The sequence below is a fragment of the Clostridium sp. 1001271B_151109_B4 genome (assembly GCF_015670405.1).
Classification (GTDB): Bacteria; Bacillota; Clostridia; order Clostridiales; family Clostridiaceae; genus Clostridium.
Map to the genome: position 1 here is coordinate 28,730 of NZ_JADPBQ010000004.1, position 21,527 is coordinate 50,256.

At 27.9% G+C, this 21,527-nt stretch carries 13 protein-coding genes and 1 riboswitch; of the genes, 1 reads left to right on the forward strand and 12 read right to left on the reverse strand.

The window, feature by feature from the left end; all coding sequences use genetic code 11:
• Positions 1-2: 2 nt before the first annotated feature.
• Together I4V63_RS03960 and I4V63_RS03965 are read right to left on the reverse strand one after the other, a co-directional pair.
• Positions 3-7,352: an NPCBM/NEW2 domain-containing protein gene (locus I4V63_RS03960; RefSeq protein WP_196000004.1), complete on the reverse strand. Its 7,350-nt coding sequence runs from the start codon at positions 7,350-7,352 to the stop codon at positions 3-5.
• Positions 7,353-7,549: 197 nt separating this feature from the next.
• A riboswitch (cyclic di-GMP riboswitch) is annotated at positions 7,550-7,634 on the reverse strand.
• A 217-nt stretch (positions 7,635-7,851) separates the two neighbouring features.
• Positions 7,852-8,850, reverse strand: a complete 999-nt coding sequence (locus I4V63_RS03965; RefSeq protein WP_196000005.1) for a LacI family DNA-binding transcriptional regulator — start codon at positions 8,848-8,850, stop codon at positions 7,852-7,854.
• Between the two features lie 388 nt (positions 8,851-9,238).
• Between I4V63_RS03965 and I4V63_RS03970 the strand changes: the two genes are divergently transcribed.
• Positions 9,239-10,150 (forward strand): hypothetical protein, encoded by a 912-nt coding sequence (locus I4V63_RS03970; protein ID WP_196000006.1) that lies wholly within the window; start codon positions 9,239-9,241, stop codon positions 10,148-10,150.
• 29 nt (positions 10,151-10,179) lie between these two features.
• On the opposite strand, the gene smpB is transcribed toward I4V63_RS03970, so the two are convergent.
• From smpB to I4V63_RS04020, 10 genes are all read right to left on the reverse strand, one after another.
• A complete protein-coding gene (gene smpB, locus I4V63_RS03975; RefSeq protein ID WP_042395960.1) occupies positions 10,180-10,650 on the reverse strand; it encodes an SsrA-binding protein SmpB in 471 nt (156 codons plus the stop codon).
• Between the two features lie 446 nt (positions 10,651-11,096).
• Entirely contained in the window at positions 11,097-13,352 is a 2,256-nt protein-coding gene (rnr, locus tag I4V63_RS03980; RefSeq protein ID WP_196000007.1) for a ribonuclease R, read from the reverse strand.
• A gap of 229 nt (positions 13,353-13,581) precedes the next feature.
• Positions 13,582-13,812 carry a preprotein translocase subunit SecG gene (secG, locus tag I4V63_RS03985; RefSeq protein ID WP_196000008.1) on the reverse strand — a complete coding sequence of 77 codons (231 nt, stop codon included), beginning with the start codon at positions 13,810-13,812 and terminating at the stop codon, positions 13,582-13,584.
• A 109-nt stretch (positions 13,813-13,921) separates the two neighbouring features.
• Positions 13,922-14,998 (reverse strand): lysylphosphatidylglycerol synthase transmembrane domain-containing protein, encoded by a 1,077-nt coding sequence (locus I4V63_RS03990; RefSeq protein ID WP_196000009.1) that lies wholly within the window; start codon positions 14,996-14,998, stop codon positions 13,922-13,924.
• Positions 14,991-15,674 carry a polysaccharide deacetylase family protein gene (locus I4V63_RS03995; RefSeq protein ID WP_196000010.1) on the reverse strand — a complete coding sequence of 228 codons (684 nt, stop codon included), beginning with the start codon at positions 15,672-15,674 and terminating at the stop codon, positions 14,991-14,993. The genes I4V63_RS03990 and I4V63_RS03995 overlap by 8 nt, the downstream gene beginning before the upstream one ends.
• Before the next feature lie 2 nt (positions 15,675-15,676).
• Positions 15,677-16,759: a glycosyltransferase gene (locus I4V63_RS04000; protein ID WP_196000011.1), complete on the reverse strand. Its 1,083-nt coding sequence runs from the start codon at positions 16,757-16,759 to the stop codon at positions 15,677-15,679.
• A gap of 558 nt (positions 16,760-17,317) precedes the next feature.
• The gene (locus tag I4V63_RS04005) at positions 17,318-18,337 is read right to left on the reverse strand and encodes a glycoside hydrolase family 130 protein (protein WP_196000012.1); all 1,020 of its coding nucleotides are present in this window, start codon (positions 18,335-18,337) and stop codon (positions 17,318-17,320) included.
• Between the two features lie 281 nt (positions 18,338-18,618).
• The gene (locus I4V63_RS04010) at positions 18,619-19,701 is read right to left on the reverse strand and encodes an electron transporter RnfD (RefSeq protein ID WP_196000013.1); all 1,083 of its coding nucleotides are present in this window, start codon (positions 19,699-19,701) and stop codon (positions 18,619-18,621) included.
• A gap of 10 nt (positions 19,702-19,711) precedes the next feature.
• The gene (locus I4V63_RS04015) at positions 19,712-20,818 is read right to left on the reverse strand and encodes an SGNH/GDSL hydrolase family protein (RefSeq protein ID WP_196000014.1); all 1,107 of its coding nucleotides are present in this window, start codon (positions 20,816-20,818) and stop codon (positions 19,712-19,714) included.
• Positions 20,819-21,025: 207 nt separating this feature from the next.
• Positions 21,026-21,442, reverse strand: coding sequence for a hypothetical protein (locus I4V63_RS04020; protein WP_196000015.1), 417 nt, complete (start codon positions 21,440-21,442; stop codon positions 21,026-21,028).
• Positions 21,443-21,527: the final 85 nt, after the last annotated feature.

Consider the following 21,527-nt stretch of genomic DNA (forward strand, 5'->3'; position numbering starts at 1 on the left):
ATTTATCTATTATCAAACATATATGTCACTTGAGCTAAATAATTATTTTCTTTATCTTCATATGCTAAATATAATGTATGATAAGCTTTATCAAAGTTTATTGTATCAAATGATACTACTCCATTTTCATCTACACACTCATCTATATCAAGAGAAACATCTTCTAATGTTATATTATTCCTAACTACTATAGCCGATAATTCTACTGTACTGCCTTCTCTATTAACAGCATCATATTTTACAGTTATTTTATTATCTTCTTTATAAAGACTTCCTATCACTATATTTTGGTACATAGCTTGTAAATTAGATAATTTCTCTAGTTCCTTAAGTTTAGATAAATCATTTATTTCATTATAATTTAAATTTAAACTCTCTAAATTTTTAGCATATTGTAATCCTTCTAAATCTGAAATTCCACAACCTACAGCATTTAATTCAGTAAGTTTATACATATCTCCTATAGTTATATCATTTGATGATATTTTTAATGCTGACTTAATAGCGTCCTTTAGATATTTATCACTTATATTCACTACTTCTGATAAATCAACCGCTTTTTCTAGTTTTTCATATGCTTCATTTAATTTATTAAATAAGTTATCAACTTCTTCTTGAGTATATCCATTAGCTAATTCTACATTAACTTCTTCTAAAACTATTTTTAGATCATCAAAAGTTTCTTCAGTATAAACATCTTTGTTTAAGTTATTAATAACTTCAATTAATGAATCTAATTGTGCTCTATTTATTTCAATACCTTCATTATTTGCAAAGTGTAATTTAGTATCACCCCATGTTGCATGATCTGAACCATTACCATTTCCACCATCAGTTACAACAAGTTTTAACTCCTTTGCACCATTAATATCTACTTCAACATACTTTTGCGCATCTCTTGATGTCATTAATCCACTATCAAATTTCTTTTCACCATCAACCCAAACTTCAAAGCTTACAGACCCAACAGTTCCATACATTTGTCTATCTACACCAACATATGAAGTAAAATATGCATAATCCTTATCACTTAAATTATAAATTATAGTAGATGTTGAATGTGCTCCTATACCTCTTTCATAAGATATTTCTTCTCCATTCTCACCTGTTAATCTTAAACTTCCTCCACTTATTGATATATCTTTCTTTGGAGCAGTATAACTGTTATTAGTTGAATTCCAATCATATTCTGTTAAGTAAGTATAATCATTCATATCAACTACTGCAATAGTTCTTGTTTTTATAGTTGTATTTCCATCACTATCCGTTACTTTATAAGTTAATTCATACTTTCCTGCTTTATTAAAATTAACTTCTCCTGATACTTCAACATTATCTGTTAAATCTCCATCTTCAGCATCACTTGCAGAATATTCTTCATTTAACTCTATAGGATATCCTACTTTTGTAGACACTGACTTTGGTATATTAAGTGTTGGTACTGCATTTAATATTAAGAATTTAGCATCACCAAAGCTAGCATGATCATATGAATTCCCATTTCCTGAATTATCTGCAACAAGCTTCAACTCGGATACTCCCTCTAATGGAATTCTTACTAACTTAGCATCATCTGCCCATTTCATTACTCCACTATTATAAACTTCTACATCATCAGCATAAACTTTAAATATTACACTTGAATTATTTTGTTGTGCAATATTTCTATCTATACCAACATAAGTTTCAAAGTATTCATAATTTTTACCTTCTAAGTTATAAACTATTTCTGAATTTGCATGAGTTCCAATACCTTTATCAAATACTTTTTCTTCACCATTTACACTTAACTTAATTTTATCTCCACCTGATGCTAAATCTTTTCTTACTTGTCCATAGTCAGTTCTTGCAGAATCCCAATCAATATCAGATAAATACTCTGAATCACTATAAACTACAATAGTTTTTTCTGAAGTAGCAATATTTCCATCACTATCTGTTACTGTATATGATACTTTATAGTCACCAGTTTTATTAGTTGTAAAATTATTTGAATTAATTACTACTTTATTTGTTATATCTCCATCTTCTTGGTCGATGGCATTTACAGATGACATTAAATCATATTCACTTCTTAACTTAACATATTCTGTTTCACCTACAGTTAAACTTGGAAATTTATTTCTTATAATTTCTTCTGCTCTATTTAAGTCATCTTGGAAAAGTTCTTCTGCTGGATGAGTACTAACCTCTTCTCTTAACTCATTTAATTTCTCTAAAGTATTATATTTTTCAGTTACTTCATTTTTATTACTGTCAGTAAATAATTCATTCTTAATTTTATCTGATAATTCATCAGTTTTATAGAATGACATTTCACCTATACTTGCCCAGTTTTGATTTGCTTCAATGAATTTAAACTTAACTCTTCTTGCTTCTGTTTTAGTTATATCAATTTCAATAACATCATTTACACTACCATTATATGAGCCAGTACCTGCTAATCTAAAGTCATTGCCTTCTGCTTCGGTAGAAACATAAATTGCAAATTTAGTTGCAAATCCTTTCCCACCATTTCTAGCTGCATAAGCAATTTTATCTATCTCATTAACTTCACCTAAATCAAACACAACTTCATTTTGGAATGAAAGACTATTTGGATTTCCTGTTTCCCAATGAGTATCCCTATTATTATCTATTGCATATCCAATAACACTGCTTCCATAGTTTCCACCATTATTAGAAATTGAAGCTACTGGTATCTTGAATTCTTCATTGTACGCTTCTAAATTATTAAATGAACCATACTTTGATTTAGTAGTAGTTAGCTCTTCATATACTGTTATATATGAAGTCTTTTCCACTACATTATTATCACTATCTGAAACCCTATAAACAACTTCAAATCTACCAACCTTTTCTGCCTCATAAGTATTTGAAATTATTTCGATACTTGAAGTTAAATCTCCATCTTCACTATCAGTAGCAGCTATACCTTCATTAAAATCTACTACTTCTCCTAATTTATAAGTTTTATCTGTAACAATTAAATCTGGTTTTGCATTATTAGTAGTTAATTTTGGATTTGCTATCACTGCATGGTCATATTTATTTCCATTTCCTCCATCACTAACTTCTATAACTAATTCCTGAATGCCCTTAACTGGAACATTTATAGCAACCATATTATCTGCATGTTTTATTATACTTGTAGTAGCTAGGACTTCACCATCACCAATAACCTTAAATGCTACACTTGAATTACTTTGAGATTCTATCCCCATATCAATTCCAACTAATGCTTCGAAATTGTCATAATCTTCATTTGATAAATCATAAGTTATCTTACCATTTGCATGTATTCCAAACCCTTTATCAAAAGTTTTTATTTCATTATTTACTCTACCCTTTATACTACTGTTTCTTCTTGGCGTTCCATATTGAGTTGTAACATTTGTCCAATCCGTATCTGATAAATAATCATAATCACTTACCACTTGTACATTTACTGTTTTCGTAACAAGCACACCATTATCTTCAATAGTATATTCTAATGGATAAGTTCCCTTTTCATTTACATTCACTTCACCATTTATAACTATATTTGAGCTTATATCTTCGCCATTATAATTTAATGCTTTAACTAAATTCATTGGATCAAATTCTTCTCTAAGTTTTATACTTATTGATTGTTGTTGTATATTTAAGCTTGGAGTTAAAGAGTTCACTACTACTTCATCCCCAGTATTTAATTTCTTATCATAAGGTATAACCGTATAATTTACTGACTCTTCTATATTTGATTCTGTATCCACAAAACTATTCGTTGAAGTAAATCCTATTAATTCACCATCCTTAAATATTTCATAACCTAATACATCATCCCTAAAGTCTTCATTAACGTTAAATGATAATTTTATATTTTCATTTTCCCTAATAACATTAACACTTAATCCTGGATTACTAGTAAATCCTTCACCTTCATACTCTATATAATCATAATTAGCATACCAAGTTTTTATATCAGGTTTTGGATATTGACTTAATAATTCTTTTGTCTCATCAGAAACCCAGAATCCATGTCTTTCAAAATGCTCGCTTAAATCTAATCCTAAAGCTATACTAGAGTATTTAGCTAGCTGATTTAACTTATCATTTGCTGAATTTGCTGAATCTAAAATTACATTATTTTCTCTATACTGCCTATTTAATTTCCCCCAATATCCTGGATATATCATTTCTAATTGCCAGAATACTGCTAACTCTTCAAAAGCTTCTCCATCATAATAATAATTACTATCTGTTGATATAACATTCTTAAAAACATGGCTTTCAAAAGGTATTCTTCTATTTGGATTATTATAATAATAAGAAGAATTTTGAGGTATCATATTATTTGTAACTTCACCTATAGTTCTTACTTCTATATCAAGCTTATGACCTATTTCATGGTCAACACCCCATCCACCTACACTAGTTAACATAGACACCATTACATCCCCTTGAACACCTATATGCCCAGATGCAGCATACATGTACCCAAATGGTTGAGCTAATCTTATATTCTCTCTAGTATACTTAATATCATTCTTTATGCTACTTCCATCCATACCTAAATATTCAAATATCATATCCATATGGTCATTATACATATTTATAGTATTCATTGGAGTAAATCCTTGGTTTATATAAGCCTCATATGCCCCTGTTGCAGTTCCTGTAAATACAATATGATCTGAAACTACCTCTACGACATCTATCATTTTCCTATCCATAACATTTGGATTTTCTGCCTTATCTGCATCAAGTCTTGCCTTGTAATCTTTTAGAAGTTCTAAGAATTCTTCTTCATCTGTATTTTTATCCATCATAGGGAACTGTTCACAACCAGATGCAAATCTTATAACCGGAGCTTTACTTTGTTGTTCTTCAGTATAAGGATTCACTATATATACAGCTCCACCTGGAGTTACATCATGATTGTACCATCCATCATTTTGACTAACAGCAGGCACAGTTATTACATTCTTACCTATATTTAAACTTACTGTCCTTCCCCAACTTGCAAAACTTCCTTCTTGTTGTGAAAACATTAACTGTGGTAATGGTTGCCCTGGCTCTGCATCAACATATACTGTTATTGTTTCTCCAGCCCTAGCAACTACTCCAGTAGGCTGATTATTATTACCAAACCCAAATTTTAAATTACTATTTGCATGTGCATTTCTATCTCCATACTGTTCCGCAACAACAGTTTTAACAGTTTGTAAAGTACCATTTACAATATCCTTAGCCAATTGTACGTCTTTTAAATAAACTGCTGCCAATGGATGCTCATTAATCTCATTTTCAAGTTCTGTTAATTTTTCTATAGTATTAAATTCCTCTGAAACAGTATCCATTAATCCATTTGTAAATAGTGTTTTCATTTTTTTAGATATTAAATCTTCTTTATATAATCTTATGTCTGAAATTGATGCCCAGTTTTCATGAGCTTTATCAAATACAAATTTTACTCTTTTAGCTTTAGTTGCATCAAATTGTATTTCTAACATATTATTAGTTACTGTATAACTACCTTCTGTCACCTTTTGAAAATTATCTCCTGAAGCAACTGGCGATATATATATACTAAACTGTTCTGCAAATCCTTTTCCACTAGTTCTTGATTTGTAAGTTAATCTACTTATTACTTCTGCTTCTTCTAAAGTTAATATAACTTCGTTCTTAAATGAATCACTATTAGGCTTTCCAGTTTCCCAATGAGTATCGGTATCTTCATCTATTGCATACTTTATTGCTGAACTAGAATATTGTCCTCCATTGTTACTTATACTTAAGTTTTTAACTCTATATACGTCATCATATTCATTTATATAATCTGTATAAAATGGTTCAAATTTAGATACATTTGCAGTACCACTTTCAACTTTCCCAAATTCAATTAACTCTTTAGCTAAATTTAACTTTTCAATATATTCATCTTTAAATGGATGTCCATTAGCTTCTTCTATTAAATTATCAATAGCCTGAATTGTTCCAAATTCAGGATTAACTTCATTCATTTTTTCATCTGTAAATAATATATCTATTTTTTGATCTAATTCATCTGGCATATATAAACCAAATTCAGAAGCTAAAGCCCAATTTTCATATCCCTTTTTATATACAAATTTTATTCTTCTTACTTCTGTTTCTTTAAATTTTATTTGTAAAGTATCTTTAGTCGTTATACTTGTAGATCCATCTGATATTTTCTCAAATGTATCCCCTTCAGAAGTTCTAGATCCATATATTTCAAATTCCTGTGCAAACCCTCTCGAAACTAGGTTTGTATACATTATCCTATCTATGGTAGTTAACTCATCTAAAGTTATTACTACTTCATTTGTATGGTTAGATGTATTTTGCTTACCTGAATGCCAATTTGTATTTACATCTCCATCCATAGCCCTTGATATATCATTAGAGGCATATTGTCCACCATTAGTTGTTATACTTGTAACTTTTTCTAGTGGCACCTTGAATAATTCATCATAACTTGCTAACCTTTCATCATTAAATGACTTAAAGTTAGATACTTTAGCCTCTGCAAATTCTAATGACTTTCCTTCTAATATTATTCTAGCATTGTTGATATCTTCTGCTATTTCACTATACAAAGGATGTGTACTCGCTTCCAAATCAAAAGCTTCTAATTTTTCTAGTGTATTAAATTCTTCACTTACCTCATTCTTTGAATTATTAGTGAATATATTATTCATTTTATCTATTATGTTATCTTCTTTATAAAACATAAATTCAGATGCACTTGCCCAACCTTGATTAGCCTTTTTAAATACAAACTTTATTCTCTTAAATTCAGTTGCATCAAATTTTATTTCTACAACATCTCTTGTTGAATCTTTATACTCACCAGTAGCTACTAATTGAAAATCATCACTATCATCATTAGATGCATATATTTCAAATTCTTCAGCAAAGCCTTTTCCCCCTGCATCTGGTCTTGCTGCATAAACTATTCTATTTAATATAGTTGTCTCTTTTAAATTAATTATAACCTCATTAGTAAAACTTGAACTATTAGGTGATCCTGTTTCCCAATGAGTTTTGAAATCTCCATCTATAGCTTTATCTATGGTGCTACTTCCATATTTTCCACCATTATTAGTTATAGATTCAATATTAGAATTATCCATTTTAAATACTTCATTATAATTCTCTAATAAATCACTACCATATAAGCTAAATTTAGTTACAGTAGCTTCCTTACTTTCAGTTTCTTCAACTGCTTCATCAACCTGTATAACATTATTTTGTATTAGTGTCTCTGCAAATATATTAGCAGGTGTAGCTAGCAAATTTGTTATTGTTGCCGCTAAAATTAGTGTCGATAATTTTCTTTTTAACATTTATTTTCCCCCCGAAATATTATTTCCCAAGAGAAGTACATTAAAAAAAGCTACTCTTTAAAGAGTAGCTAAAAATAAGTCTTAATAAAGATTAATATTTATCGAAAATGCTGTAAGGGTGCATTTAATTGAAAGTGAAACACTTCAATGAAATATATGAACTTTATTTACTTAAAAACAAAAAGTCTAATGTACTCTTTGGCAACTGGCTGACATAGTAATTAAACTTTAGTCCCTATAGTTTTGCGTCCTTAAATTTCTTTAAGTTTGCCTATTTAATTTTCAATAATATTGATAATACTTAATATTATTTACAGTAAAATAATTACTATATAAATTATATCTCATTCTCATTAGTAATCTGTTAAAAAGTATTAACTTTCATATTTTTCAACACAATTTTCATTAATAAATCTTTATTTTCCTTTTATTCGACTTATATTCCATTTATAATATACATACTTACCTAATATTAACTATTTTTTAATTATTCTATTCCCTATACACTATTTCTTTCAACAAGTAAACAATCTAATTTTACTTTTTTTACCACATGATTATTTTTTTCTATTCTTCTATTAAGCTCATCTAAAATTATCTCTGCTGATTTTCTTCCAGCAGTTTTATAATGATAGTGTACTGTTGTAAGTCTTGGCGTTATAACTCTAGAAATTTTGGAATCTCCCATTCCTACTACTGCTATATCATCTGGAATTTTATAATTGTTATCTGTTAGATACTCTATTGACCCTAAAGCTAAATTATCAGTCACGGCGACAATTGCAGTTGGAACATCTTTCCCTTCCATTATCTCTCTAGTTAATATATATCCACTCTTCTCATCAAAATCACCACTCTTGATATTTTCATAATTTATCTCAATATTATTATTTTTTAATGTTTCTATATAAGCTTGCTTTCTATATAGTCCAACAGCCTTATCCTCTTCATAAACTCCAATATAACCAATTTTTTTATGCCCTTTTGCAATCAAATAATTAGTTATATCTTCTGTTGCTTGAAATTCATCAAAATATACAGATGGAAAATTTTCAATATCTTGTGCAACAACAACTATTGGAACCTCTAAATCTTTTATAACTTCTATATGATTTTCTGTTACCTTAGTTGCCATAAATATTATTCCATCAACTTGATTTGATTTAAATATATTAAGGTATTCTAATTCTTTTTCTATAGATAAATTTGTATTTGCTATCAAAATATCATATCCATTAGGAGATAAAACTTCTGTAATACCTTCAACTACTCTTGCTGGGGTCTCACTGCTTATTTTAGGAACTATTACTCCTATTAAATTCGTCTTTTTAGTTCTCATACCCTTTGCTTGTCTCTGAGGTGTAAATCCTGTTTCATCAAGCACTTTTTTTATTTTATCTCTAGATTCAACACTAACATATCCATTATTTAAATATCTAGATACTGTAGATTTTGAAACACCCGCTAATTTTGCAATATCTATTATGTTTAATGCCATTAGCTATCCTCCCTATATAATGAATATTTATAAATTATCTATTACATTTTAACATTATTTAAGATTTTTATCACATTATTCTTAATATTTTTCAGTAACAATTATAAATGAGACTACTTCTCATTTTCTTTACCAATTGCCTATATATCTTTACCCCTCTAAATTTAATCTTTAAATATCTATTTATTGTAGGAATATTATAAAAATTATTCTTATATATTAAAATAATTGCTATTTTTTTGTTTGGTAAATAATTCTTTAATGAATTGATAATACTATAAATAGATGTTTTTACTAAATATATTTGTATCATATTAATTATAGATGTATATTTTCTAATTATTTATAATAATTAATTTCATATATTTTCACTTAAAGGAGTGATTTTATGCTTCACATAGATAAAAATAATAAATTCAAAGTTATAAATAATATTTTAATAGCAGTATATTACTTATTAGTAATTGCACTGTTTGCTTACTTCTTTTTTTGCATCGGCAAGATTCCTCCTAGTAATTATATTTTACAAAACAACATTTTAAATAGTGTTGCAGCTAGCGCGGATATTACTAGCATTGAATCAACTAATAACCTTAATACTGAAACTACTAGCCCATATGAAGAAGCGCTAACTAAGTTTATTTCATCAGCTTTTAATGAACGTAATAATAGCTTTTTAAATGGCAATGTAGCTAAACTATACAATTATTATGGAACTTCTGAATCTAATGGAAAATATTCATTAGAGTATGAATTTAAAAGAATAGCTTACTTGAGGGATTGGTCACTAGAACGCTCTATAATTTTTACTTCTATTAGTTCATCTGTTGTTATTAATAAAATAAATAGGAATGATAATAAAATCATAGTTAATTTAGATGAATATTACAATTTTAATTATCTTCATAATAAACAAGTAACTTCAAATAAATTTTCTTTCACTATACCACATATAATGACTATTTATTCTTATACTAATGAATATGGTGAAGAAAATTTTATTATCGATAAAGATTATTATAGTGATATTTTCAATGATGATTTAAATGATTATGACTTCACACTAACCGAAACTTCTTTACCTTATACTAAAAGAATAAATCCTGATTATAATGTTTCTAGTAGTTTTAATAAAGATGATGTCATAAGATTTGATAAATCACTTTTTACTGATCACAAAGCAATAATATCCGGATATGATTCAAATGGCTATCCTTTAATTGATAGTAATTTATTTAATATAACTAATATGCCATTTGATTTAGGTTGGAAGGAAAAAAATATAAAATTATCATATTAATAAAAGGTTAGGCAATGCCTAACCTTTTATTAATATCTATTACTTGCTTTCATTTGACGTTCAATATCTCTCTTAGCTGCTTTTTCTAACATTGAATCTCTCTTATCGTAATTTTTCTTACCTTTACAAATTCCAAGAGCCACTTTAACTCTCCCATTCTTTAGGTATAAAGATAATGGAACTAATGTATACCCATCTCTTGAAACTAAGCCCGCTAATCTTCCTATTTGTTCTTTATGAAGTAAAAGCTTTCTTGCTCTTAAAGGATCAACATTAAATATATTACCTTGCTCATAAGGACTAATATGCATATTTAAAATAAATACTTCACCATTTCTTACGTCTGCATAACAATCTTTTAGGTTACACTTTCCACCTCTAATAGATTTAACTTCTGTTCCTACTAACTCAATCCCTGCTTCAATTGTTTCTTCAACAAAATAATCATGACGAGCTTTTCTATTTTCAGCTAAAGAATTACTATTCTTAACTCTTGCCAATCTTCTCACCCACTTTTTATTTACACGTTTTTTCTTAATTATATCAAGAACTCCTAATAATCACAATATATCTAGTTACCTCATGTAATTACGAAAAAAGAAATATTATCTTTTTTCTTGATATACATAGTAAGCTAAAATATACTCAAAACTAAACTTCTAATATCTGCAACTCAAGCATTAACTAATCCAAGTAAAATTCAATCAATTCCGTACATCTGATAATAAAGAAAAATATAAATGGAGTATCGGAAGGAATATTATAATTAAGTTTTAGAATTTAATTATTATCCGTAAGAAAATGACCGTTAAAAAGCTGAGGGAGTGAAACGACATTCGAAGCTTTAGGTCATTTTATGAAGTGAATAATATAAATTCTTAACGAAATTATATTAATTCCTGTAGATATTCCATTTATTTTTTCGCCCTACCATGATAAACAAATATTATTCGTTAAATTCCTCTTCTGGTTCAGTTGTAGTTTCTGTATTTTCCATTTCTTCAGGCTTTGTTCCAAATTCTTTTTTTACTTCAGCTATTATTGATGCTGTTTCTTCACTTGGTACAATTTCTTCAAGATTTTGTTCGCTATCTAAAATATCAAAGAAAACTTCTCTATTATCTATATCAACTCTAGAACATTTAACTTTTACAGAGTCTCCAAGTCTATAAACCTTCTTATTTCTTTGACCCAATAACATTAAATGTTGCTCATCATAAACATAATAATCGTCATCTAAATCAGTAATATGAACAAGACCTTCTACTGTATTAGGAAGTTCAACAAATATTCCGAATGATGTAACTGAAGAAATAATTCCTTCGAATTCTTCACCTATTCTATCCATCATATATTCAGCTTTCTTTAAATCATCTACTTCTCTTTCAGCTTCTTCTGCTAATCTTTCCATTTCTGATGATTGCTTCGCTGCTATATCAACTATTGGTGCTAATTTAGTAGCTCTCTTTTCATCAATCTTACCATTTAAATATTCTTTAATTATTCTATGAATTTGTAAGTCTGGATATCTTCTTATTGGTGAAGTAAAGTGACAATAATAAGTTGCTGCTAATCCAAAGTGACTTGAACATTCTGGCGTATATTTTGCCTTCATCATACTTCTTAATAAAAGAGTACTTACTACAGTTTCTTCCTTCTTCCCCTTTACCTTTTCTAATACATCTTGTAGAATTCTTGGGTGAATATCTTGAGTAACTTTCATTGTATAACCTAAGTTATATATAAAATCTCTAAACTTCTCTAACTTTTCTTCATCTGGATTTTCATGAACTCTATATACGAAAGGTAAATTAGTCCAGAACATGTGCTCTGCAATAGTTTCATTACAAACAAGCATAAATTCCTCAATTATTCTATTAGCAATTTCTCTTTCATATGGTTTTATATCAATTGGCTTACCATTTTCATTTAAGATTATCTTAGATTCTTCAAAATCAAAATCTATAGCTCCTCTCTTCATTCTCTTTTCTCTAAGAATTAAGCAAAGCTCTTCCATTGTTTTAAAATCATCAACTAAATAATCATACTTCTTAATAAGCTCTTCATCATGATCTTTTAATATTTTAGTTACATCAGTATAAGTCATTCTTTCTGAAGTCCTTATAACTGTTTCTGCTATTTCGTGCTCACAGACTTTACCCTTACTATCAATAGTCATAAAGCAACTTAATGCTAATCTATCAACTTTAGGATTAAGAGAACATATTCCATTTGAAAGCTTTTTAGGTAGCATAGGAATAACTCTATCTATTAAATAAACTGAAGTTGCTCTCTTTAAAGCTTCTTTATCTAAAGGATTCTTTTCCCTAACATAATGAGTTACATCAGCTATATGAACTCCTAATTTATACTTCCCATTATCTAATTTCTCAATAGATACAGCATCATCTAAATCCTTTGCATCTTCCCCATCTATTGTAACCATTCTAAGATTTCTTATATCTTTTCTTCTCTTAATTTCTTTTTCTTCTATTTCCTCAGATATACCTTCAGCATATGCTAATACCTTAGGAGGAAATTCTTCTGGAAGCCCATGCTTTTTAATTATAGTTAAAATATCTAATCCTTTTTCACCTTTTTTCCCTAGAACTTCCTTAATTATCCCTTCTGGACTTCTTCTCTTATCTGGCCATTTAGTTACTTCAGCAATAACTACATCACCATGATTTGCACCATTTTTATCTTTTTTAGAAATAAAAATATCTTGATTTAATCTAGTATCTTCCGGAACAACAAATCCAAAATTTCTACTATCTTCATAAATACCAATTATTTTAGTATTTGCTCTTTCAAGTATTTCTATAACTTCTCCTTCCCTTTTTTTACCATTGATATCATCTCTAGTAATTTGTACAAGAACTCTATCATTATTCATTGCACCATTAATAAATGAACTTGGTATAAAGACATCTCTTTCGCCTTCTTCTTCTGGTATTAAGAATCCAAATCCCTTTTTATGTGCTTGAAGTTTTCCTTTTATTAATCCTAGTCTTTCAGGCACTGCAAATTTATCTTTTTTAGTTCTAACAATTGAACCTTCTAATTCCATTACTTTTAAAGCTCTCTTAAAAGCTTTATATTCATCTGGATTAATATCAAAAACTGTAACCAATTCTTGAATATCCATAGGTCTATATGCTTCTTCTCTCATGAAGCTAAGTAGGGTTTCTTTTATTCCCATTTAATTTCCTCCGTTTAACTTATAATATCTCCATTTTTTTCTTATACACACTATTTATTATACTACCACATGTTTGTTTTTTTATTCAATACAGTGCATTAAATATCTTATACTATCATTTTATTCAATTGTTTTATCTTTAAACATGTTAAAAGCAAATTTATAGCTTACTTTTTACATTAATAAAAGGAGTGTACCAAATTACTTATCGATACACTCCCTAAATATCTTAAATTAAATTTAATGCTATCGTATTTATTGCAAATAAAAGCATTGAAACTATAGTTACTTTAACTAGCATTGCTTCTTTTGTCTTTGATTTATTCTTAGTGAAGAATGTTTCACTTTTGCTACCTTGAATTAACCCGCTTAAAGCATCAGCTTTACTTTTTTGCATTAATATTGATATAACAACTATTAATCCTAAAACCGCTTCTAAAACAAATAAAAAAGTTTTCACGGTTACACCTCCCATATTATACTTTTCGTGCATATTCATATACTTCATCATAACATAATATATATTACATATCAAGATTATTTACAAATAGCCCCATTATTAAACATATTTACTTACCTATTGCTATTTTATCAGCTACCCTTTTATTATTCAGATATTTTTCTTTTAAATTCTTCTTAAATAATCCTATAAATAATACTATTACACCACTGATTATTACAAATAAATAAAAACTAATTCCTCTGCTTAATAGCATCGCTGAACTTAATGTACTTGCTGGAAAAAGGGTCTTAAATAGTGTTAAAAAACTACTTTCACTGCTACCTACAGCACCTGGAAGTGGAAGTGCTGATACTGAAATAAACAATATTGATTGTAAAGAAAAAACACTCATAAATGAATATGTTGATAAATTAAGAGCTTTATATACAAAGAAAGTAATACTGTAATTGAAAAATATTTGTGCAAATGTTGTTAAAACTACTTTTACAATAACCATTTTATTTTCCTTAATAAATATAGCCCCTTCTTGATATTGGTTAATTTCCTCATCAACAATATTCCTTAGCTTATTTGAATTTATAAATCTAATTCTACTTACTAACTTAAAAATTAATTCTATTATCTTAGATATAAACTTTTTTGAAAATATAGCTAAACCGATAAATAAAAATACCATGGTATTAAATATAATTCCTATCCCAATCAAAATCTTTATTGCTGGATTTAAAGTTATAATAAACTTGTAATTTCCCATAAATGATAGTAATGCTACTACTATAGTAACAAATTGAAAACTAGCTAACTCTACTAACAATACAAGTGATGAATGTGAAATATCCACATTGTCTTTTTTCATATAATAAATTTGCATTGGTTGTCCACCTGAAGCGGATGGAGTTATCGAACTAAAGAAAAAACCTACAAATGCATATTTTAATCCCTTAACAATACTTATATCATATGAAAGCAATCTTAACATACGTCTTATATTAATGGCTTCACAACATATAAAAAAGAACATAAATAAAATTCCTACATATATATATGTTAAATTTACAGACTTTAATGTTTCAACTATATTATTAAAACTATTATCTTTAAAAACTATAAAAAAAGTAACTCCTATAAGTGCAATAAAAAGCAGACTGCTTTTTAAAATCTTTTTTAAACTCATACTATTCATAAAGTTCTCCTACATTTAAAAACTTAAACCCTTCTTCTAACCATATTGGTATTGTTTTATCTAACGCTGATATTGTTCTTGCTGGAGCCCCATTGCTACCTCTTCCATCATGAAGGCAAATAACATTTTTATTTTTTGATTCCTTCAATAATCGTCTTGAAATTTCATCAGCAGTTATATCAGATTTCCAATCGCCAATAATCACATCCCAAAGAACTAATTTAAAATCATATTTTCTTATATTAAATAATGTCATTAAATTCAAATGCCCCCATGGTGGTCTAAAGGATTTTATATCTATATTTAATTCTTTCATTATTTTTGCACTTTTCTTAAAATCCTTATTAGTATATAAAGGACCCTTTATTAAAGCATTTTCATGCTCAAAAGAATGTAATCCAATAGTATGTCCTTCTTCTTTCATACGATTAATTATTTGGCTATTTTTCTCTGCAAAGCTTGCTACACAAAAAAATGTAGCTTTTATATCATATTTCTTAAGTAAATCTAATAATTGCTTTGTATAATTTTCATCTGGTCCATCATCAAAAGTTAATGCTAAATATTTTTCCTCATCAATACCTTTAGTTATTGGGGTGCCCTTAACCTTAAAATAAAAGGTTGGAATAACACTGTATGTTAATATTAAAAATAGTATTATAACTATAATTTCCATGATTATGCCCCCTTCATAAATTTATCTAAAACATTTATAATTTCATTTTGATTAATTCTGCTTTTTATATCTCTCATGTTCTTTTTCATTTTTGTAATTTCATCGTCATCATTAATAAGATTTAAAATATCTGAAATTATATCAAAATCCTTATCTCTAATGACTTTTCCTATTTTTTCTTTTTCTATAAACTTTGAATTCTTAATTTCTTGAACTAAAAATGGATTTACAACATATATTGGAACCTCACTATAAATTGCTTCAAATAAAGTTATTCCTCCTGATTTCGAAATTATTAAATCTGATTTTTCCATATATTTACTTACTTCTTCTGTATATCCTACAACTTTAATATTTTTATATTTCTCCTTAAGATAGTCATACATACTTTTATTATTCCCTGTTATAATTGTTGTTTTTATATCTTTTACATCATTAAGGGTTTCAAACACCTCATCATTTACTGATATTAATCCTAATCCTCCACCCATAATAAGAATCTCTTTTTTCTTATTACTTTTATTTAGATCTCTATCAATTTCTCTAAATTGTTTTCTCACTGGAATTCCAGTTATAATTATTTTTTCCTCACTAATTCCTTTACTAACTAAACTCTTTTTTATTTTTTTATCTCCAACAAAATAAAAGTTTGTATTTTTATGAATCCATTCACTATGACTAGAGATATCAGTAATAAATGTTAGTAATGGTATATTAGATTTTTTTATTGACTTATATTTTGAAATATATTGAGAACTTATTGGTAAAGTTGAAATAACAACTTCTGGATTATATTCATTAAATAACTTATCTAACTTTTTAATGAATAAATAATTAAATGTTTTTATATTCCGCTCCTCATTATTAGTATTTATAAAATTATAAAGATTAGCCCATTTACTAACTAAAGTATCAAAACTCTTATAAACATAATTGCTTATAGTTGGAAATAAATAATCTATTATATCAATTATTTTTATATTTACATTGATTTCTTTATAATTTTCTTCTATCTCTTGTTTTATTGCTTCTGCAGCTGAATAATGCCCCATTCCAAATTTTCCTGTTAAAATTAATATATTCATATCTTATCCCCCAACCTTCTTACTATATTTAAATTATAAGATTTAAATATTAAGAATTTATAAACCTAAATCTTAATATTTACTTACGTAAATCTACTTATTTATTAAGATTTTATTAACATCTTAGAAACAGATTGTTTTAACTTCTCTTACACTATTAATTTTATAAAAATACTAAAGATTACAACATCGATTAATATTTCATTATAATTACATTTTCGTAAGAAATGAAAAAAGGCCGTGCACCTAAGTGCAACGACCTTTTTTGAGGAAAATTTATAAAAAATATATCGTTTAAGCTTAATTAAAGGAAACTCGACTCCATTCGTCGCTGAGTAAGTTTGAATAACCAAATTAAAATTTGGACTCTTACTTAAGGGAAACTCGACTCCTTTCAGTCGCTGAGTACACTAAAGTGTACTTTCAACTAGCCAAATTAAAATTTGGAGTTTCAAGCAAGTTCGATTAACTAAATCGAAGATTTAGAATCTTGAAAGGAAACTCGACTCCTTTCAGTCGCTGAGTAAGTTCGATTAACTAAATCGAAGATTTAGAATCTTACTTATATTCTACGTCATCACCGTCAACTAATTCTGAATTTTCTTTTATATATTTAATTAACTCATCAACTTGAGCATATGCTACTGCAACATAAGTGTCTGCTGCTCCGTAGTAAATTGCTATTCTTCCTGTTTCAGGATCTTGAAGTGTTGCACATGGGAATGCTACATTTGGAACGAATCCTGTTGTTTCATATTCTTTTTCAGGAGTTAATAAATAATCTCTTGTTCTATATAGAACCTTTGAAGGATTTTCTTTATCTAATATAGCAGCACCCATGCTGTATACAAATCCATTACAAGTTCCAGAAACACCATGATAGAACATTAACCATCCCTCAGATGTTTCAATTGGTGTAGCACCACTACCTATTTTAGTTCCTTGCCACCACCCTTGGCCACCTTTTGTCATAACCCTTCTGTGTCTTCCCCAGTGAACTAAATCTGGACTTTCACTTAAGAATATATCTCCAAATGGAGTATGTCCACTATCACTTGGTCTGCTTAATAATAAGAATTTATCATTAACCTTTCTTGGGAATAAAACACCGTTTCTGTTAAATGGAATAAATGGATTTTCAAGTCTAACAAATGTCTTGAAATCTTTTGTCATTCCTAATCCTAATGCTGCTCCACCAAAATCACAACACCAAACAATATAATAAGTGTCTTCTATCTTAACTAATCTTGGATCATAAGCATAGCTTGGTTGATAATCATTACCTTGTTCATCTACCCAATGAATTTCTTCATCTTCTATATCCCAATTTAAAGCATCTGTACTTCTTCCTAAATGTAATTGTGGTCTACCATTTTTATGATCTGCTCTAAATACACCTATAAATCCATCTTCATATGGAAGTACTGCACTATTAAATATTCTTGCACTCTTTTTTGTTGGATTCCAATCAATTATAGGATTATTATCATGTCTCCAAATAACTCCATCAAACCCCTCTGGTTTTTCTTGCCATGGCATGTTTTTTACTGCATCACCGTAAATCTTAACTTTTTCCATAATACCCTCCATCTTATATCTAAAAATATAAAGTTATTTACTATTTTCCTTAATACAAAGTATCTGAGTTTAATAATTTACTTAACAAAAAATATTTCTTCAAAAACCTTGTTAACAATTACATACTTAATTTACTATGTATTAAATTTAATTTCTATACATTTACTACTTTACCTTTGTTTTTGTATATATATCTGTAAAAATGTTTGAAATGTTTGAAAAGCATAAAAACTTCTAATTTAACAATAAAAATTTACTTTTACATTATTTATACTCAATAATTAATTCCAAATTTCTTCTCCAAAACTTTCTATAAATGCAGTTAATTCTTCTGCCATTTCCTCAGCCTCAGGAATTCTTAAATGACCTAGCGTTCCTGTACCATTTCTTTTAAATTTAAATCTAACAATCTTTTCATCATCAATATCTTTTGTCATTTCATCTAATGCAATGTCCCAACCTTCGTTATGACATAATAAAGTTGTAATAATAACAAATAGTGCATTAGGATATTTACTTCTTAAATCAAGAATAATTTCTTTATATTTAGATTTCCAATATTCCCTTTTTATTACATTATCATTGATATAGTCAATTGGATGTGAATCATTTTGACCTAAAGCCATAATAACTATATGTGGAGTATATCTATTAAAGTCCCACTTATTACACTCTCCAAGCTCTGCACTATATCTTAATTTATCATAAGTAGATTCTAATCCCCTATAACCTAAACTTGGATTAAAATATCCTGTGCCATCTAATACAGCAATTCCACCTTGGGCATTATTATTAATCTCAGCACCTAACTTTCTTGCAGTTATCATTGAATAAGAATACCATGAATTAGAATATACTCCTTCATGTCCTTCTGGATCAACCTTCCCAACATAATCAACAGCCTCAGAAACTTCACCTGCTGATACAGAATCACCAAAACATTCTATTCGTCTATTACTTTTAGCCTCTGGCTTTTCTAAATAACATCCCTTTTCTAGTACTACACCATAAAAATCAAAATAATGAGCTGCATCTGATCTTTTAAATAAAATTAAATCATGAATCCCTTCGCTTAATTCATCAGCAATATCTAAAATAATATCCTTATCATGCTCTTCTATTACTGCTTTACCTTTTATATTACCATCTATAATAAATCCAATAGCATTCTCATAGCATGCATGTATATTTTTAATAGCAACTTTAATACTTGTCCCAGTAAATTTTGTCTTAATCATACTTCCAGCATAAATAATAGTTGGTGACTTAGGATTTTCAAAATCTACTCGCCCCATATATTGATAATTTGAATTATCTGCTTCTATCAATGTATATTTTTCTTTATCTAAATCATTTAAGTACATAATTATCCTCCTAAGAAACTAAAAATCCCATTATATTTACTTCAACTGGTTTATCCTCATTTATAACTGTTATTTCAATTTCATGTTTTGTATTTAATGACTTTTCTACTAAAACCTCTGTTGCAGAATAATCTCCCCATCCATTTTCAAAAAACGTATCTACTGTAATTACTTTATCACCATCAACTTTTATTTCTAATTTTCCTGCAGTATCTTTTATAGACCTCTTGAAAAGTAAAAATATATTATTGCCTTCTATTACAGTTTTTAATAAAGCTTCTTTTTCTTGTGTAGAATCGAATTTCCATCCATTTTTAAATACTTGAAACCCTTCATTATCTAAATTAAACCCAGATACCTCTTCACATACTAAATTATCATTATTTAATATTTTTCCACTTATATATTCTTCTCCAAACAATGGTTCTCCAAGCTCTACTTCATTTACTTTTAATTCTTCTAAATTGTTATATATTCTTTTCATAAAATCTATTAATAATTCTGATATTATAAAATGTCCATAATCATTTGGGTGAACTTCATCACTTCCAACCTCAGGCCATTTTAATCTATTTTCAATCATCTCAGTATAAACAGTATTTCTAAAACTTATCATTGGCAGATTATATTTTTTACCTATTTCTATTTGTTGGTCTTGTACATTACTGCCATCAAAATTTGTCATAAACACTTCAACTATTGCTGGTGGATTTTCTTTTGATAATATTCTTCTTACTAAACTCTCATATGCTTTTTTATCGTAAATAGTATTATTATCATTTACTGCAAAATCTATAAATACTATATCTGGATTATGAGATAATACTTGATTTTCAACTCTATGAACTCCTATTACTGACCCTGTTGCCCCTACTCCTGCATTTATATATTTTACTTTTATATCACTAAATATATTTTTAAACCATTTATAAGTTCTACTTGCATAACATTCTTCAAAGTTACTTGCATTACATCCTTGCGTTATTGATCCACCTAAGAATGCTACTGTAATATCTTGTCCACTCTTAGCTTTCTTAATTACTTGTACAATTCTTGCAATATCTCCCTTACTTACTAAAGAGTTTTTAATCATTTCATCAGTTATTTTAAACTCCATAATGCTCCTCCTATATTTTCTATACTAAAATTAATATTTAAAATTAGTTTATATTTCTCACATTACAATTTTATACCTTTTTAAGATATATAATTATATATCTTAAAAATTTACTATAAATCTGAAAAATAGTTTTATCCATCAAACAATTCATAAAAAAACCATGTTCGTTTTAACATGGTTTTTAATACTTACTATTTTAATTATCTATGATACTAAAAGTCCCATTACTCTTACTTCCACGGGTTTTTCTTCATCAACTACTCTTATCTCTACTTTATGTTTTCCTATCTCTAAATCATTTACTAATATCCTAGTCTCTGCATACTCTCCCCAACCACCTTTAAAGTAAGTATTTAATAACATAGCTTTAGTTTCATCAACCTTAACATATAGATTAACATTTATGTTTTTAAATTTTTCTTTAAACCAATAATAAACCATACTTGCATAACACTTTTCAAAACTTGTTGCATTACATCCTTCAGTTATTGATCCACCTAAAAATGCTATATTTATATCTTGACCGCTATTAGCTTTTCTAATAACTTCTACTATTCTACCCACATCACCTTTATTCACTAATGAATTTTTTATCATTTCTTTAGTAATAGTAAGATTCATTCATATCTACCTCCATCTTAGCAGATAGCTTACTGTTTAACTTAGTAATCAAACTCATAGGTATTCAGTAGTATCATTATAACTC